Origin of the sequence: Photorhabdus kleinii (genome assembly GCF_025384885.1) — a bacterium.
Taxonomy (GTDB): Bacteria; Pseudomonadota; Gammaproteobacteria; order Enterobacterales; family Enterobacteriaceae; genus Photorhabdus; species Photorhabdus kayaii.
In genome coordinates this window covers 37821-53301 of sequence record NZ_JAJAFY010000027.1, presented here as the reverse complement: position 1 = coordinate 53301, position 15481 = coordinate 37821, and the positions used below count along the sequence as shown (strand labels likewise).

The window sequence follows — 15481 nt, the reverse complement described above, 5'->3', positions numbered from 1 at the left end:
ATATTCTAATATTTTAGAGGAATAAAAAATAAACTCAACAGCCATAGGGGATGTTATTCCCCTATACATTTAGTAACATGTTTTTAAAAATAAAAAATGAGCTATTTAAAACCCTTCTCTTTTTTAATGAGATCATAAGCTGCCTGAATTGACTGGGCCTTTTGTTTAGCAATCTCCATCATTTCCGGTGGTAAACCTTTTGCTACCAGCTTATCCGGATGGTGTTCGCTCATCAATCTACGATAGGCTCGTTTAATTGTCGTCGCATCATCCTTTTCACGCACCCCCAACACCTTACAGGCGTCCGCGAATGTTGGCCCCTGCGCAGCCCTCTGATAACCGCCATACTGCCGTTGCTGCCACTCTCCTCCTTCACCGAAATTGCGACCACCTTCCATCATGGCAAGGAATTGTTCGAATTGGTTACGAGAGATCCCAAGTTCATCAGCAATAATAAACAGTACCATCCTCTCGTTCGGATGCAATTGACCATCAGAAAATGCCGCCTGTAACTGGATCTCCAAAAACATGCGAATTAAGTCAGACCGGCCAAAACAGGCACGACGCAATTGTCTTAGTGTCTCACGCAAAGGAAAATTAGGCTCTTTACCTTCACGAAAAGCCTGCTGTGCTGCAATCCTGGCTTGTCCGTGAAGTTGCATTCGTTCCATTAACTGGCTCGCAAGCCGGATATCTGTTTCAGTCACCCGCCCTTTTGATTTAGTAATATGGCCCATCACCTGAAAAGTACTGCTGAAAAATAGCAGTTGGCGAGACTGATTATTTGCAAAAAAACCTTGGTTTCTCCGTACACTGGCCCTATCAAGCATATGGCCAATAAATAGACCAATGACAATACCCCAGAAGCCTGTTCCAGACACAACACCAAAGATCAGCCCAAGCAATTTTCCCCAATAATGCATATACTCCTCAATTCACCAATGCTCTGAGTGTAGTTTTGCATTATCATACTATTCATTCAGCTCTGTGCCTAACGGCAAGATAAGTAAAGGTATGACTTTACACTGGCGTATATTCATCGAGTACGCTAGTCTCTTGAGGTTTGCCCGGCATAATGCCACTGATGACGGAACCGCATAAATATCTATGAAGAAATGTTATCCAACTTTGCTGGCCACAACGGTATGGGCCGCACTTTATGGTCAGCATGCACATGCTGATCTCGCAGCGCAGTGTATGCTGGGGATACCTGTTTATGATCAGCCAATCATTAATGGCGATTTAAATCAACTTCCTATCAATATTCTGGCAGATGATTCACGCGCAGATTATCCGCGTTCTGCTAAATTTATCGGTAATGTTAATATTAAACAGGGTAATAAAACCCTGACCGCCGATCAGGTACAACTTGATCAAACAGAAGATAAAGTTCCATTAAGAACCGTAACTGCAACGGGCAATGTCCATTATGATGATCCCCTGATTATTCTGAAAGGTCCACACGCTTGGTCTAATTTAAATAATAAAGATACCGATATGTATCAAGGTGATTATCAGATGGTCGGGCGTCAAGGACGCGGCACCGCAGACAAAATGAAACTGCGTGGTGAAAACCGTTATGCCATTCTGGATAACGGTACTTTTACTTCCTGCCTGCCGGGTAATGATAGCTGGAGCGTTGTCGGCTCCGAAGTCATTCTCGATCGCGAAGAAGAAGTGGCAGAAATATGGAATGCCCGTTTCAGAGTGGCTAACGTTCCCGTATTTTACAGTCCGTATCTTCAATTACCGATCGGTAATAAACGCCGTTCCGGTTTTCTTATTCCTAACGCCAGCTATTCCAAAAATGACGGCTTTGAATTTCTGCTGCCTTATTATTGGAATATCGCACCAAATTATGATGCCACGATTACACCGCACTATATCAGTAAACGTGGTTTAAAACTGGATAATGAATTCCGTTATTTAACCAAAGCAGGCACAGGAACCCTTGCTCTCGACTGGCTGAATAACGACGAACAGTATGTCAAAGACAAAAAGACAAACACACGTACCGCCAGAGAAAGTGATAATCGCTGGTTATTTTATTGGAGACACAGTGGTGTGATGGATAGGGTATGGCGTTTTAATATCGACTATACCAAAGTCAGTGATCCCGAATATTTTTCTGATTTCAGCTCTCAATATGGTTCCACCACCGATGGCTATGCCACACAAAAATTCAGTCTGGGCTATGCTCAACAAAACTGGAATGCCACGCTATCAACTAAACAATTCCAAATTTTTTCTAAAGATACCAGTAGAAAAGCTTACAGAGCAGAACCTCAGTTAGATTTGAATTATTACAAAAATGATCTGGGGCCATTTGACCTTAAAGTTTATGGTCAAGCGGCGAAATTTACCAGTGTAGGTAAAAATAACCCGGAAGCGACCCGCTGGCATCTGGAACCCTCCATTAACCTGCCACTCTCCAATGGCTGGGCCAGTATGAATAATGAAGTTAAGCTGATGGCGACTCACTATCAGCAGGATATTCCCAAAGCTACCGAGAATGCTGAATATAGAGAATCCGTTAACCGGGTTCTGCCACAGTTCAAAAGCGAAGCCAAAATGGTATTTGAGCGTTCAACGTACCTGAACAACAATTACACCCAAACGCTAGAACCGCAGGTTCAGTATCTGTATGTGCCATACAAAGACCAAGATAATATCAATAACTTCGACTCATCTTTACTGCAAACTGACTACAACGGCCTGTTCCGTGACCGCTTTTATGGTGGCCTGGACCGTATTTCATCGGCCAATCAAGTGACTACCGGTCTCACTACCCGTATTTATGATGAAGGTTTGGTTGAACGTTTTAACCTGTCATTAGGTCAAATCTATTACTTTGAACGTCCACGCACCGGTAAAGAAACCATCATCAACAGTAAAGATAGTACCGGCATGATGACCTGGGCAGGTGATACTTACTGGAAAATTAATGATTCCTGGGGCTTGAAAGGTGGTATGCAGTACGATACTCGCCTGAGCAGCGTAACGATGGGGAATGCAGTACTAGAATATCGCCGTGATGAAGACCGACTTGTACAGTTGAACTATCGTTTTGTTGACAGAGATTATATCCAAGCTACAGCTAAGAGTGCTCCGGCTTTCCAGCAAGGGATTTCTCAAGTTGGTCTGGTTGCAAGTTGGCCGTTAAGTGATCGCTGGGGTTTAGTAGGTGCTTACTATTACGATACTAAAGAACAGCAACCAGCAAGTCAGTTAGTGGGTTTGCAGTACAACACTTGTTGCTGGGCAATTAACGTTGGCTATGAACGTAAGATCGTTGGTTGGAAAAACAACAATAGCGAATATGACAACAAATGGTCATTTAACTTTGAACTTCGTGGCTTAAGTAACAATCATAGTTTGGGTAGCAAAAAAATGTTGCAGTCTGGCATCATGCCATACCAACGTGCATTCTGATGCTATACCCTATGGATTTCATTTTGATATTAAACATGATAAATCCGCTATTGCGGAACCTACATATGATGGGAAAAGTATGAAGAACTGGAGAACTCTCATTTTCGGATTGATGTTTTCAGTGAGTACTGCCTTCGCTGCGCCTCAGCAAATGGATAAAATTGCTGCGGTCGTTAATAACGGGGTGGTACTGGAGAGCGACATCAACAACCGCTTACAATCTGTCAAACTGGATGCGCAACATGCCGGCCAGCAAATACCGGATGAACAAACGCTACGTCATCAGATCCTTGAGCGTCTGATTATAGATAATATCCTGCTACAAATGGCAAAACAGATGGGGATCACCATTCCTGATCAAGCATTGGATTCTACAATTGCCAATATTGCAGCCCAGAACCACATCACAGTGGATCAAATGAAACATCGCATTGCTGCTGACGGAATGAGTTTCGATACTTACCGTGATCAGATCCGTAAAGAGATGCTGATAGCAGAAGTGCGCAATAATGAAGTCCGCCGTCGTGTCACCATTTTGCCTCAAGAGATCGATGCCTTAGTTAAACAAATTAGCAACCAGAATACTAACGATACTGAATTGAATATCAGCCACATTCTGATCCCATTGCCAGAAAATCCTGATCAGGCACAAATGGAAAAAGCCATGACGGTAGTGCAGAAAATTATGTCTGAACTTAAACATGGTGTTGATTTCGGTAAATTGGCTATCGCCTATTCTGCCGATCCACAAGCGCTGAAAGGCGGTAATATGGGTTGGAGTAGGCTTCAGGAGTTACCAACTCTGTTTGCTGAACAACTGCAATTAGCTCAGAAAGGTGCCGTTGTTGGCCCAATTCGTTCCGGTGTTGGTTTCCATATTCTCAAAGTTAATGACATCCGTGGCGGTAATCCAACCATCGCCATCACTGAAGTTCATGCCCGCCATATTCTATTAAGAACTTCTCCTGTCATGACCGATGATCAAGCGCGTACCAAGTTGCAGCAAATCGCCAGTGATATTCGCAGTGGAAAAACTGATTTTGCCGATGCCGCCAAAGAGTTTTCAGACGATCCAGGCTCCGCCCTGCGTGGTGGTGATCTCGGCTGGACTACCCCTGATATCTACGATCCTGCTTTCCGTGACGCATTAATGCGACTGAACAAAGGTGAAATCAGCCAGCCAGTTCACTCATCTTTTGGTTGGCATCTGATCCAACTGCTGGACACTCACAAAGTTGATAAAACAGATGTCGCTCAGAAAGATCGTGCTTACCGTATGTTATTCAACCGTAAATTCACCGAAGAAGCACAAAGTTGGATGCAGGAACAACGCGCCTCAGCTTATGTGAAAATTTTAGATGGCAGCGATGCACAACAATAAACCAATTGTTATTAATAAACCGATCGTTATTACCCCCGGCGAGCCTGCCGGGGTTGGGCCTGATTTAACAGTGGCTCTTGCTCAACAAAGTTGGCCAAGGCAATTGGTCGCTTGCGCAGACCCCAACCTGCTTCTCGACAGAGCCAGACAACTTAATTTACCTTTGCAACTACAAGAATATTCTGCTGACAAGCCCCACGAACCACAGGCTGCCGGGACGTTGACAATACTGCCAGTTCCTCTTCATGTACCCGCAATCGCTGGCGAATTGAATCAAGAAAACGGTAGATATGTCACCGAAACACTGGCACAAGCTTGTGACGGCTGTTTAAACGGGGAATTTTCAGCATTAGTCACAGGGCCAGTTCATAAAGGGAATATCAATGATGCTGGCGTGCCTTTTATCGGCCATACCGAATTCTTTGCCGATCGCAGCGGATGCCAACGAGTCGTCATGATGCTTGCGACAGAAGAACTTCGGGTTGCCCTGGCAACGACGCATCTACCCATTATTGATGTACCAAAGTCCATCACTTTCGATAGCCTGCGAGAAGTGATTACTATTCTTAACCATGACTTAAAAACAAAGTTTGGCCTGGCAAAACCCTGTATTTATGTTTGCGGTCTGAATCCTCATGCGGGAGAAGGCGGCCATATGGGACGGGAAGAGATTGATGTTATTATTCCTGCATTAGCCAGTCTGAGAGCAGAAGGCATCGTGCTGGAAGGCCCTTTACCGGCAGATACTTTGTTTCAACCTAAATATCTTCAACATGCAGACGCCGTACTCTCAATGTATCACGACCAGGGATTACCCGTGTTAAAATACCAAGGTTTTGGCAGAGCAGTGAATATTACATTGGGCCTGCCGTTCATCCGTACTTCGGTCGATCATGGCACAGCACTGGAACTGGCCGGGACAGGTCAAGCTGATGTGGGAAGCTTTATCACCGCATTAAATTTAGCAATTAAAATGATACAAAACAGTAATGAATAACAGAGTCCACCAAGGGCACTTTGCCCGTAAACGTTTCGGGCAGAACTTCTTAACCGATCAATTTGTCATTGATAGTATTGTTGCCGCTATCAATCCACAACCCGGCCAAGCAGTGTTAGAAATTGGCCCCGGTCTTGGTGCATTGACAGAACCGGTCGGCGAACGTATAGATAAAATGACCGCGGTTGAACTCGACCGCGATTTAGCCGCACGTCTACAAGTTCATCCACAATTAAAAGATAAACTTACCATCATCCAGCAAGACGCCATGACGGTTAATTTTGGCGAATTGTCTCAGCAAAGAGGGAAGCCGCTACGCGTCTTTGGTAATTTACCTTATAATATTTCCACGCCGTTAATGTTCCACCTTTTCAGCTATACTGATGCTATTGCTGATATGCATTTTATGTTACAAAAAGAGGTGGTAAACCGTCTGGCAGCTGGCCCCGGAAGTAAAGCTTTCGGGCGTTTGAGTGTCATGGCCCAATATTATTGTCAGGTTATCCCTGTGCTGGAAGTACCGCCAACCGCGTTTACTCCCGCACCTAAAATCGATTCAGCCGTTGTACGTCTGGTACCGCACAAAAGCATACCGCACCCCGTCAAAAATATTCGTATGCTGAGCCGGATCACGACTCAAGCTTTCAACCAACGGCGTAAAACTATCCGTAACAGCCTCGGTGATCTTTTTACTGTAGAACAGCTAACAGAACTTGGTATCGATCCAAGTACTCGTGCAGAGAATATTTCTGTTGAGCAGTACTGTAAAATGGCAAACTGGCTATCAGAACAACCTGAAATGCAGTCATAACAGGAGTCAATTATGATTAATACGCCCAGGGTTTCTATTCAGGTACAAAGTGTTTATGTAGAAAGCCAATCGTGTCCCGATCAACGGCGTTTCGTTTTTGCCTATACAGTTACTATTCGAAATCTTGGGCGCGAACTGGTTCAGTTAATGAATCGTTACTGGCTGATTACCAATAGCGATAGCCATCAAACGGAAGTTCAAGGGGAAGGTGTTGTTGGTGAGCAACCCATAATCCAGCCAGGTACCGAATACCGTTACACCAGCGGCGCAATATTGGAAACGCCCTTGGGTACTATGGAAGGCCATTATGAAATGGTTGACCACAATGGCGAACCATTTCGCGTTGCCATTCCGGTTTTCCGTCTGGCTATCCCAACGCTGATTAATTGATTATGTCTACCTATCTCATTGGTGATATTCATGGCTGCTACCGTGAATTACGTGCTTTATTAACCAAGGCTAATTTTGATCCTAAAAAGGACACATTGTGGTTAACAGGAGATTTAGTTGCCCGAGGCCCGGACTCTCTTAACGTTCTCCGATATGTTAAACAGTTAGGTTCAGCCTCAAGGATGGTATTAGGCAATCACGATCTCCATTTATTGGGCGTTTATGCCGGGATCAGCCGTAATAAACCTAAAGATAAAATTGATACGTTACTGTCCGCGCCAGATGCCGATGAATTAATTAATTGGCTACGCAAACAACCGTTACTACAGTTCGATGATGATCTAAAACTGCTCATGACACATGCCGGTATTACGCCTCAATGGGATTTGGAAACAGCAAAAATGTGTGCCAGCGAAGTTGAAACCATGCTCAACAGTAGCTGTTACCCTCTGTTTCTCAATTCCATGTATGGGGATATGCCAAACAACTGGTCACCAGAACTCTCTGGGCTGGCACGTTTACGTTTCAGTACTAATGCATTGACACGTATGCGTTACTGTTTTCCAAATGGTCAGTTAGACATGTTGTGCAAAGATAAGCCCGAAAACGCGCCTGCGCCGCTAAGACCTTGGTTTGAACTGGAACGGCAGATCCCATCAGAGTATGCCATCGTTTTTGGTCACTGGGCATCATTGGAAGGCCAGGGAACACCCGAAAGGTTTTATGCATTAGATACAGGCTGCTGTTGGGGAGGACAACTGACGATGTTGCGTTGGGAAGATAAGCAATATTTTACACAATCATCGTTACCGGCAGTAAAACAGCATTAAGCCAGACACGCCGTGAAAAAAGCTCACCGGCGTGTTCTATCAATCACAGACGACGTTGTAAAATCTCAAAACAGTAGCTGTGAGAATTTAATTCATCGGCATCATGGTACTCAGTAAATTCAGAATCCCATTCATCCGGTTCATAGTCAGGAAAATGTGTATCACCTATCACTTCTGCATCGATGTGAGTCAGGTACATACGACTCGCTCGTGAAATAAATTGGTCATAAACTTTACCACCACCCATGACCATAACTTCTTCTACATCACCCGCCACAGCCAGTGCTTCATCAACTGAACTTACCCAGGTTACACATTCATCATTACCCGGCTGACTACTCAATACAATATTGAGTCTTCCCGGTAACGGACGACCTATAGATTCATAAGTTACTCGCCCCATAATAACGGGTTTATTCAATGTATTACGTTTAAACCAGGCCAGATCTCCCGGCAGATTCCACGGCATTTTACTCTCCATGCCGATAACCCGATCCATAGCTAAAGCAGCGATCAAGCTGATATTCATTAAGCCACCTTAATAGGCAAATAGTATAAAAATTGATGACACTATACGGAAAGGGATGTACCCAGTCGATAGGCTCAACGCTTTCTTAAGTACAAAAGATTAATTTATACTTGGTTTATTACTTAAGACATTTATTGATCAAAATAATAACAAAGCTAATATTAACCATAGGGTACATTATGCTGGAAACATCACTGGTCGTCATCACTATCTCAACGTTGGGTATGCTCTCTCCCGGCCCCGATTTCTTTTTGGTAGTCAAAAATGCTATACGTTACCAACGTTCCGCCGCTATGATGACAGTAGTGGGCTTAATCGCTGCTATAACTTGCCATATGGTTTATTGCGTCGCCGGGTTGGCTATTGTTATCACCACAACGCCGTGGCTATTTAACCTGATGAAATATGCCGGAGCAGCTTATCTTATTTGGATTGGGATCAATAGCATGCTTTCACGTGGTGGGAATACTCTAACTTTCGATGATCAACCACAGCAGATTGTTACTTTCCAAAAAGCGTTTATGCAGGGGTTCTTATGTAACTTACTGAATCCAAAAGCAACGTTGTTTTTTCTGGCAATATTTACTCAGTTGCTAAATGTCAATTCTGGTGTTGGCGAGAAATTATGGTATGCCTCTATTATCTGGGGATTGTCAGTCATCTATTGGCCACTGTTAGTCATATTGATCCAAAGTGCCCCAGTACGCCGCGGATTAGCTAAGGCTCAGAAGATTATCGATAAACTACTAGGCATCGTTTTAATTGGCTTAGGTGTCAAAGTAGCACTGGGATAACAGACAGTGATTCTTTTCTTTTAAATTTTCAATAAACATAGAAAAGTGCGCTTAATAAAGCGCACCTCAAAATCCAGCCCTGATTTATTCAGAGATTTTATTATTCCAGTTTTTTACCATCAATTATTTAATTGGCTTATGAAAAAATTCATTCTTCGGTTGAAAACGTTATTAAAGCCAATTTTTTTCATTAAGAATTTCGATAGGTAGGTTTTAAACTGTGACTAAAAGTCATTGTTTTAACATCTGGGTTTAATAGTATAAAGTTTTAACGATTTTTTACCATTTTTGACGCCTGTTATTTTATTAATTTTAATCATAATGGTATATACCCACCTTAAAAAATCTTTAATCAAGGTCTTTTACCTTTAATGGTTAAATTCTTTACGGGTCTTTTCATCGTGGAAGCCCGTCCTAATCAAATTGCCAGATACCATCACGCGAAAACTGAAAGTGTCAAGGCAGGAGTAAAGAAACAATACCTCTAGCCTTATCGCAATTTACCGGCATTTAATATAACAGATTCCCCATTATCAGGATTAAAAAATCGACACCTGATCACATTTCATACTACCCATTCTGACAATCAATTAATTTCATATTAGTATAGTTTAATGATGTAACTATTAAATCATCAATATTCTCTGTGGGTATATGACCATTTTATCACCACAGCCTGACCGCAGATAACCGGGTCACTTATTGGTCAGTATCACTGACTTTGTAACTTTGTAACACTTAAATTCAACAAAAGGGAGAGTACGATGAGTAAACACAACAACTCTGTGGCGAGAGGCAAGAGTTATCTTTTAATTTACCTGACGGCAATCCAGCCGCTACACCCGGCGATTGCCGCTGGAATCACACCGGATAATAACCAGACTCAGGTACAAAATCAGGGCAATGTCCCGGTGGTGAATATTGCTACGCCGAATGACGCGGGGATATCTCACAATACTTATAAAGAGTTCAATATCGCCACTCAAGGCGCCGTACTCAATAACGCCACTCAAACGGCTAAATCACAACTGGCGGGACAACTTAACGCTAACCCTAATCTGCATGGAAAAGCAGCGGAACTGATTATTAATGAAGTGACCGGCAGCGGACGATCTAATCTGCAAGGTCAGTTGGAGATTTTCGGCAATAAAGCCAATGTGATGATTGCTAACCCCAACGGCATTACCTGTGATGGTGTGGTTTTATTAATACCTCGAGCGCAACACTGACCACGGGTAAACCCCAATTTGATAAACAGGGCGCGTTGGAAGCATTGGAGGTTAAAAAAGGCCAAATTACTATTGGCGGTAAAGGGTTAGATGGCAAGGCGACGGATTATGTCGATATTATCAGCCGTGCAACGGAATTAAATGGAAAAATTCAGGCTAATAACCTGTCCCTGACGCAAGGCGCTAACCGAATCAGTTTAAAAGACGGCACAGTTAAACCTGTCGCTGGCGAAGGTGCTAAACCTCAATTAGCGGTTGATACCAAAGCGTTAGGCGGCATGTATGCCAATAAAATTCGACTGGTTGCCACTGAAGAGGGCGTTGGCGTTAATTTGAAAGAGTTAACCAGTAACCAGCGTGATATTACTTTAAACGCCAATGGCAAAATTGAGCTGGGAAATATTAAGGCTAAAACGGACCTGAATATTATTGGCAAAGAAACCCATATTGCGCCCAATATTAAAGTGCAAGCGGGACGAGATATTACTCTGGAAAATACCACACTGGATAATAAAGGCAGTGTAACCGCAGGTCGGGATATACGGATATTTGGCGACACTGTGAAAAATACAGGCAACAAAGCCTTGCTACAAGCCAACGATAATATGTGGATACAGAAAGATGCTCAGGGGAATAAAGGTCAGTTAGTCGAAAATAGATCTGCGACAATAAAAACCGTGAAGGGAGATTTGGTTGTCAGGACCAAAAAACTTAATAATGCACGTGATGTTTTTGTTGTTAAAAACAAAGAGTTAATACCCGATTCAACAGATAAAAACATGATTATTAATGAAACGGAAACCAGTGATTTTGGAAACTCAGTTATTCATGAGGCTGAATTAATAACGCCACTTCCTGAGAAATGGTTTGGACGTGTTGATTTTGGTAGAGATAATATTATAGACGAGAGAGTTCATGTAAATCACTCTAGAACTGAAACCATCATTTCTGACAGTAAGCAGCCAGGAGTTATCACATCTGGAAAGAATATTTATATCAACAGTGATGAACTCTTGAATTTTGTCAGTAAGATGAGTGCCGGTAAAGATATTTTCTTGACGGGAATTAATTTTATTAATGAAAGCAAAATAACCGGCGTGCTAAATAATTATATTGTATATACTGAAAAAGAAACTGAAAGTAATATATCTTCCATTGGTGACGTATATATTAGGACAGACTTTGACAAATCAGGAAACGTTAAAACATGGGAGGATAAAAAAATATTATTGAACCAGCCAGTGTTGTTGCTACCGGTAATCTTGTCGCTGATTTTAAAGATAATATTAATATTCGCACCCCACTACCCTATGACATAAATGAAATGTCCCAAATAACTGTCGCAGGCAGTTATGATACATTATCTGCTAAAAATATTGTATTAAACTCAGGGAAAATTAGTAACAATAATATTATTAAAGCGAATAACGATATCACTATTTTGGCAACTGACTCTATTACATTAAATACAGCGGAAGTTATTTCTGGTGGTAATATCTCTATGATTGCCGCTGATAATATTGATGCATTGCAGAGTAAAATCAAGGGAAAAAATATTACTGTTATTAGCCGTAATGCGGATTTAAAATTGCAAAGCAATGAGACTGCCGGATATTTCAACCACGATGGTAATCGAATAATCAGCAGCATTGAAGCAACCGGTGATTTATTGTTAAACGCAGGCAAGAATATTATTTTACGGGATGTATTTTTAACTAAAAGTGATAATATTACTTTGGCGGCAAATAATGATATTACGATTGACAATAACAATGCGGTGCTATTATCACATAACCGAATTGGCAATATTCTCTCTTACATTAAAGAGCAAGAACTTTTTAATAACATGTTATCTAAAATGGGTAAGCTGGATGCAAAAAATTCTGTTGTGATTAATGCCGGCAGAAATTTATCTGCGAAGAGTATTCGTTTTTCCGCAGAAAAAGACATCAACTTAACTTCGGCAAAAAGTATTGATCTGACTCCCCGTGAATTATCGCCGTCACTGAATAAATTATTCCCTTCATCACGTTCAGGAGAATTAAGCAGCCGATTAACCGCCGGAAATAATATCAGTGTTATCAGCGGTACAGATATCAACGGAAAGGCGGTCCAGATACAGGCAAACGGTAACGCATTATTATCCTCTGGCAGGAATATCACACTCCTGCCCCTGCTTTACTCGGCTATTGCTTACAATGACGATGACAGACCTGAGCATTATGATGAATATAAGGATGACAGAAATCATGGCGCACAAATCCGTGGTACCAAAAAGCTGACAATGGCTGCAAATGGAGCCATTACCACTGTGGGTTCAACGCTACTTTCTGATGGTGATATCACGATTACCTCTGGTGGTGATATACGTTTCGAGTCGGCTCGGAATCACTTCTACAAAGATCGCGCTGATTATTTCAAAGATGACAGCATCACAGAAACCTATACTCAACAAAGTACTGAATTAACCAGTGGTGGCGTGCTGACTGTCCTTTCAAACGGCAGCATTCTTTTTCAGGCCACCAAACTGGCTTCCAAAGGGGCAATGGATATCGCGGCGAAAGGCGGTTATCTCTACGCTCAGGCGATGGAAGAATCCAGCCACTATGAAAAAACAGAGACAAATCGTAATTGGTATGGCAAGAAGAAAACCGCTAAACGTACCCGTCATGATGTCACGAATAAAGTCACTGAATTTACCGCTGGCGGTGATATTAATCTGTTAAGCCGGGATGACAGCACTTACGAAGCCAGTAAAATGGCGACTAATAAAAATGCCAAACTGACCAGCACTCACGGTAAAGTCAATTTTAAAGCGGTCAAAAACAGCACCTTTGAACAGACGATTACCCATTCCAAAGGCTTTTATATCAAGCAGACCGATAAAGGTTATACCGAAAACACATGGGTTCTGCCTGCCATTCATATCGGCGGAAAATTCACCGTGGAGGCGACCAAAGGAGTTAGCGCGGATATCAAAGCCCAAAATGGTCAATCGTTACAAAATGCGGTATCAGTCTTCGGCAATACGCCGGAAACCGCCTGGTTAAAAGGACTCAGTGAACGTAAAGACGTTCAATGGAATTTAGTTAAAGATGCCTATGATAGTTGGGATTATAAAAGCCAGCACCTGAATCCGGTGGTCTCTGCGGTTATCGCGATTGCCGTCGCCGCTGCAACAGCGGGAGCCGGCTTAACGGTTTCGGTTGCCGGGTCAGCCGCAAGTACAGCGGGTTCAGCCGCGACGGCAGCAGGCGCTACCGCCAGCACGGCCGCCGCCATGAGTTCAGTCGCTTACGGCGCGACAGCTTCCGGCATGGCCGCACTCGCTTCTCAGGCAGCGGTAGCTTTGGTGGATAATCAAGGTGACTTATCTAAAACCTTAAAAGTGATGGGAAACAGCGATACGGTTAAATCAACCCTCACGTCAATGGCGATGGGTGGGGCTTTGGCGGGTTTTGATAACATCATGGGATGGGATAAAGCCGCCAATGGCACGCAAATTGACCCGGCAAAAGCGACATTACCTCAACTGAGCAAGGGTGACTGGAGCAAAGTGGCTCAACGGGTAGCAGGTCAATCCATTATCAGTTCCAGCCTGGGTACAGCCATCAATGGCGGTAGTTTTAAGGACAATTTTACCACCGCATTACTGGCCAATATTAGCAGCCAGATTAACGCCGAAGGGGCCGGGTTGATTGGCAAGAACGGTCAGGTGTCAGGTTTACCCGGAAAAGCCATCAGCCATGCGGTAGTTTCTGCCCTTGCAGCGGAAATTGGCGGCGGTGATGCCAAAGGTGCTGCTGCCGGGGCATTAGCCGCAGAACTGGCCGCGATAACATTGGATAAAACATTCAATGATCCAATGAAAATTCAGGCGGGCGGCAAAATCATCGGCAGCGTTGCAGGGGCCATTGCGACCAACAGCGCCAAAGGCGCTAACAGTGGGGCCAATGCCGGAGAAATTGTCATTCTCTTTAACCACCTGAACTCCATGAATGCCTACAATCTGGCTAGAGAGCTTCAAGAGGCACATAAGCAAGGAACGCCTACCGAAGCAATCTGGAACAAATACAACAAACTGAGCGCTGCGCAACGGGCAGAAATGTTGTCTGCCTGTGCCGGGAACGGTGGGTTATGCACTCTAACCTATCAGGCCGAAATGGACGGCGGGATAAAAACAGCGGATGCTATTAGTGGCTTAAGATGGATGTTTGACTTATCGGCTGAGGATGTTCATCGTATCAGCCAGTTTGTGACGACAGAAAACCAGAACGATTTAGGGCTGTTGTATAACTCGCTGCCTGCCTGGGAAAAAGGTGCGCTGATAGCCAAAGAGGCGGTAGAATCTGCCGGTATTGGTGGCGCTATCGGCGGTAAAGCTTCCATTGCTTCGATTGTTGGGAAGAGTAAACAGCCTTATCAGCCGAATAAAGGTGCTGTTGGTAATATGGGGGAGTTTTTTAGACAGCCAGGATTTGGAAGCCAAATAAAGAATAGCTCAAGTAAAACCAGCCAAATCTATCAAGGCCAAAGTGTTTATCAAGCTAAAGATGTGGTCGGAGATCATATAGCTAAAGGCGATAAATATTATCTTGATGGAATGCATAAAAATCATATTGAAATCTTTGATAAGAATGGGAAATTCAAATCTGTTCTTAATTTAGATGGTTCATATAATGAGGTTAAAACCCAAAAAGCAATGATTGAAGGACGGAGATTGCCAAAATGATAGACCATATTCCTCTTGATAGAATGAAAAAAGACTTTTTGCTCATTCTCAACCAAAAATCTATTGGCACGATAGATACGGATAACCTATCAATAAACTACAATGACCACTTAGATAAAAGACTAAAAAGATATTTAACTTTATTATGTGGTACCGCTGAGTTGCTAGCCGATGCAACAGAAAATGGAGATGAAATGACTACACAGGCAGCCTTATTAAGAATCCGTAGTCATTCAATGAGTTTATCTAGTTTCTTTGAAGCAATAACTGAAGATGCAGAAGTATTGCTTCATCTGAATGGTTGGACAAAGATCCCTGACAATTACATTTATCCATCTAGTAAATAATAATCTCAG

General features: G+C 43.0%; 10 protein-coding genes and 1 pseudogene. 9 read left to right on the top strand and 2 right to left on the bottom strand.

The window, feature by feature from the left end; genetic code table 11:
* Positions 1 to 101: 101 nt before the first annotated feature.
* Positions 102 to 923, bottom strand: coding sequence for a co-chaperone DjlA (gene djlA / locus LG003_RS13805; protein WP_112876460.1), 822 nt, complete (start codon positions 921 to 923; stop codon positions 102 to 104).
* 184 nt (positions 924 to 1107) lie between these two features.
* Here djlA and lptD point away from each other — a divergent pair, with 184 nt between their 5' ends.
* From lptD to apaH, 6 genes are all read left to right on the top strand, one after another.
* Complete coding sequence (gene lptD / locus LG003_RS13800; RefSeq protein ID WP_262980985.1) at positions 1108 to 3432, top strand: LPS assembly protein LptD; 2325 nt, start codon at positions 1108 to 1110, stop codon at positions 3430 to 3432.
* A gap of 79 nt (positions 3433 to 3511) precedes the next feature.
* Positions 3512 to 4813 carry a peptidylprolyl isomerase SurA gene (gene surA / locus LG003_RS13795; RefSeq protein ID WP_112876517.1) on the top strand — a complete coding sequence of 434 codons (1302 nt, stop codon included), beginning with the start codon at positions 3512 to 3514 and terminating at the stop codon, positions 4811 to 4813.
* Positions 4791 to 5810: a 4-hydroxythreonine-4-phosphate dehydrogenase PdxA gene (gene pdxA, locus LG003_RS13790; protein WP_112876458.1), complete on the top strand. Its 1020-nt coding sequence runs from the start codon at positions 4791 to 4793 to the stop codon at positions 5808 to 5810. The genes surA and pdxA overlap by 23 nt, the downstream gene beginning before the upstream one ends.
* Positions 5803 to 6621, top strand: coding sequence for a 16S rRNA (adenine(1518)-N(6)/adenine(1519)-N(6))-dimethyltransferase RsmA (rsmA, locus tag LG003_RS13785; protein ID WP_112876457.1), 819 nt, complete (start codon positions 5803 to 5805; stop codon positions 6619 to 6621). The genes pdxA and rsmA overlap by 8 nt, the downstream gene beginning before the upstream one ends.
* Positions 6622 to 6633: 12 nt before the next feature.
* Complete coding sequence (apaG, locus tag LG003_RS13780; RefSeq protein WP_112876456.1) at positions 6634 to 7011, top strand: Co2+/Mg2+ efflux protein ApaG; 378 nt, start codon at positions 6634 to 6636, stop codon at positions 7009 to 7011.
* A gap of 2 nt (positions 7012 to 7013) precedes the next feature.
* A complete protein-coding gene (gene apaH, locus LG003_RS13775) occupies positions 7014 to 7841 on the top strand; it encodes a bis(5'-nucleosyl)-tetraphosphatase (symmetrical) ApaH (RefSeq protein ID WP_262980984.1) in 828 nt (275 codons plus the stop codon).
* A 43-nt stretch (positions 7842 to 7884) separates the two neighbouring features.
* Here the strand turns inward: apaH and folA are convergent, their stop codons facing one another.
* Positions 7885 to 8370: a type 3 dihydrofolate reductase gene (gene folA / locus LG003_RS13770; RefSeq protein ID WP_112876454.1), complete on the bottom strand. Its 486-nt coding sequence runs from the start codon at positions 8368 to 8370 to the stop codon at positions 7885 to 7887.
* Between the two features lie 179 nt (positions 8371 to 8549).
* On the opposite strand from folA, the gene LG003_RS13765 reads away from it, so the two are divergent.
* The 3 genes and pseudogenes from LG003_RS13765 to LG003_RS13755 all read left to right on the top strand — a co-directional run bounded on the left by LG003_RS13765 (position 8550) and on the right by LG003_RS13755 (position 15472).
* Positions 8550 to 9164: a LysE family translocator gene (locus LG003_RS13765; protein ID WP_262980983.1), complete on the top strand. Its 615-nt coding sequence runs from the start codon at positions 8550 to 8552 to the stop codon at positions 9162 to 9164.
* A 764-nt stretch (positions 9165 to 9928) separates the two neighbouring features.
* Positions 9929 to 15125: pseudogene (locus tag LG003_RS13760) on the top strand (DUF637 domain-containing protein).
* Positions 15122 to 15472 carry a hypothetical protein gene (locus LG003_RS13755; protein WP_262980982.1) on the top strand — a complete coding sequence of 117 codons (351 nt, stop codon included), beginning with the start codon at positions 15122 to 15124 and terminating at the stop codon, positions 15470 to 15472. Before LG003_RS13760 ends, LG003_RS13755 begins: the two are co-directional and overlap by 4 nt.
* Positions 15473 to 15481 lie beyond the last annotated feature (9 nt).

Bases quoted from the DNA above. Each gene is read 5' to 3' on its own strand.
- lptD (WP_262980985.1), top strand. From the start codon at position 1,108: ATGAAGAAATGTTATCCAACTTTGCTGGCCACAACGGTATGGGCCGCA.
- apaH (WP_262980984.1), top strand. From the start codon at position 7,014: ATGTCTACCTATCTCATTGGTGATATTCATGGCTGCTACCGTGAATTA.
- LG003_RS13755 (WP_262980982.1), top strand. From the start codon at position 15,122: ATGATAGACCATATTCCTCTTGATAGAATGAAAAAAGACTTTTTGCTC.
- pdxA (WP_112876458.1), top strand. From the start codon at position 4,791: ATGGCAGCGATGCACAACAATAAACCAATTGTTATTAATAAACCGATC.
- apaG (WP_112876456.1), top strand. From the start codon at position 6,634: ATGATTAATACGCCCAGGGTTTCTATTCAGGTACAAAGTGTTTATGTA.
- LG003_RS13765 (WP_262980983.1), top strand. From the start codon at position 8,550: ATGCTGGAAACATCACTGGTCGTCATCACTATCTCAACGTTGGGTATG.
- djlA (WP_112876460.1), bottom strand. From the start codon at position 923: ATGCATTATTGGGGAAAATTGCTTGGGCTGATCTTTGGTGTTGTGTCT.
- rsmA (WP_112876457.1), top strand. From the start codon at position 5,803: ATGAATAACAGAGTCCACCAAGGGCACTTTGCCCGTAAACGTTTCGGG.
- folA (WP_112876454.1), bottom strand. From the start codon at position 8,370: ATGAATATCAGCTTGATCGCTGCTTTAGCTATGGATCGGGTTATCGGC.
- surA (WP_112876517.1), top strand. From the start codon at position 3,512: ATGAAGAACTGGAGAACTCTCATTTTCGGATTGATGTTTTCAGTGAGT.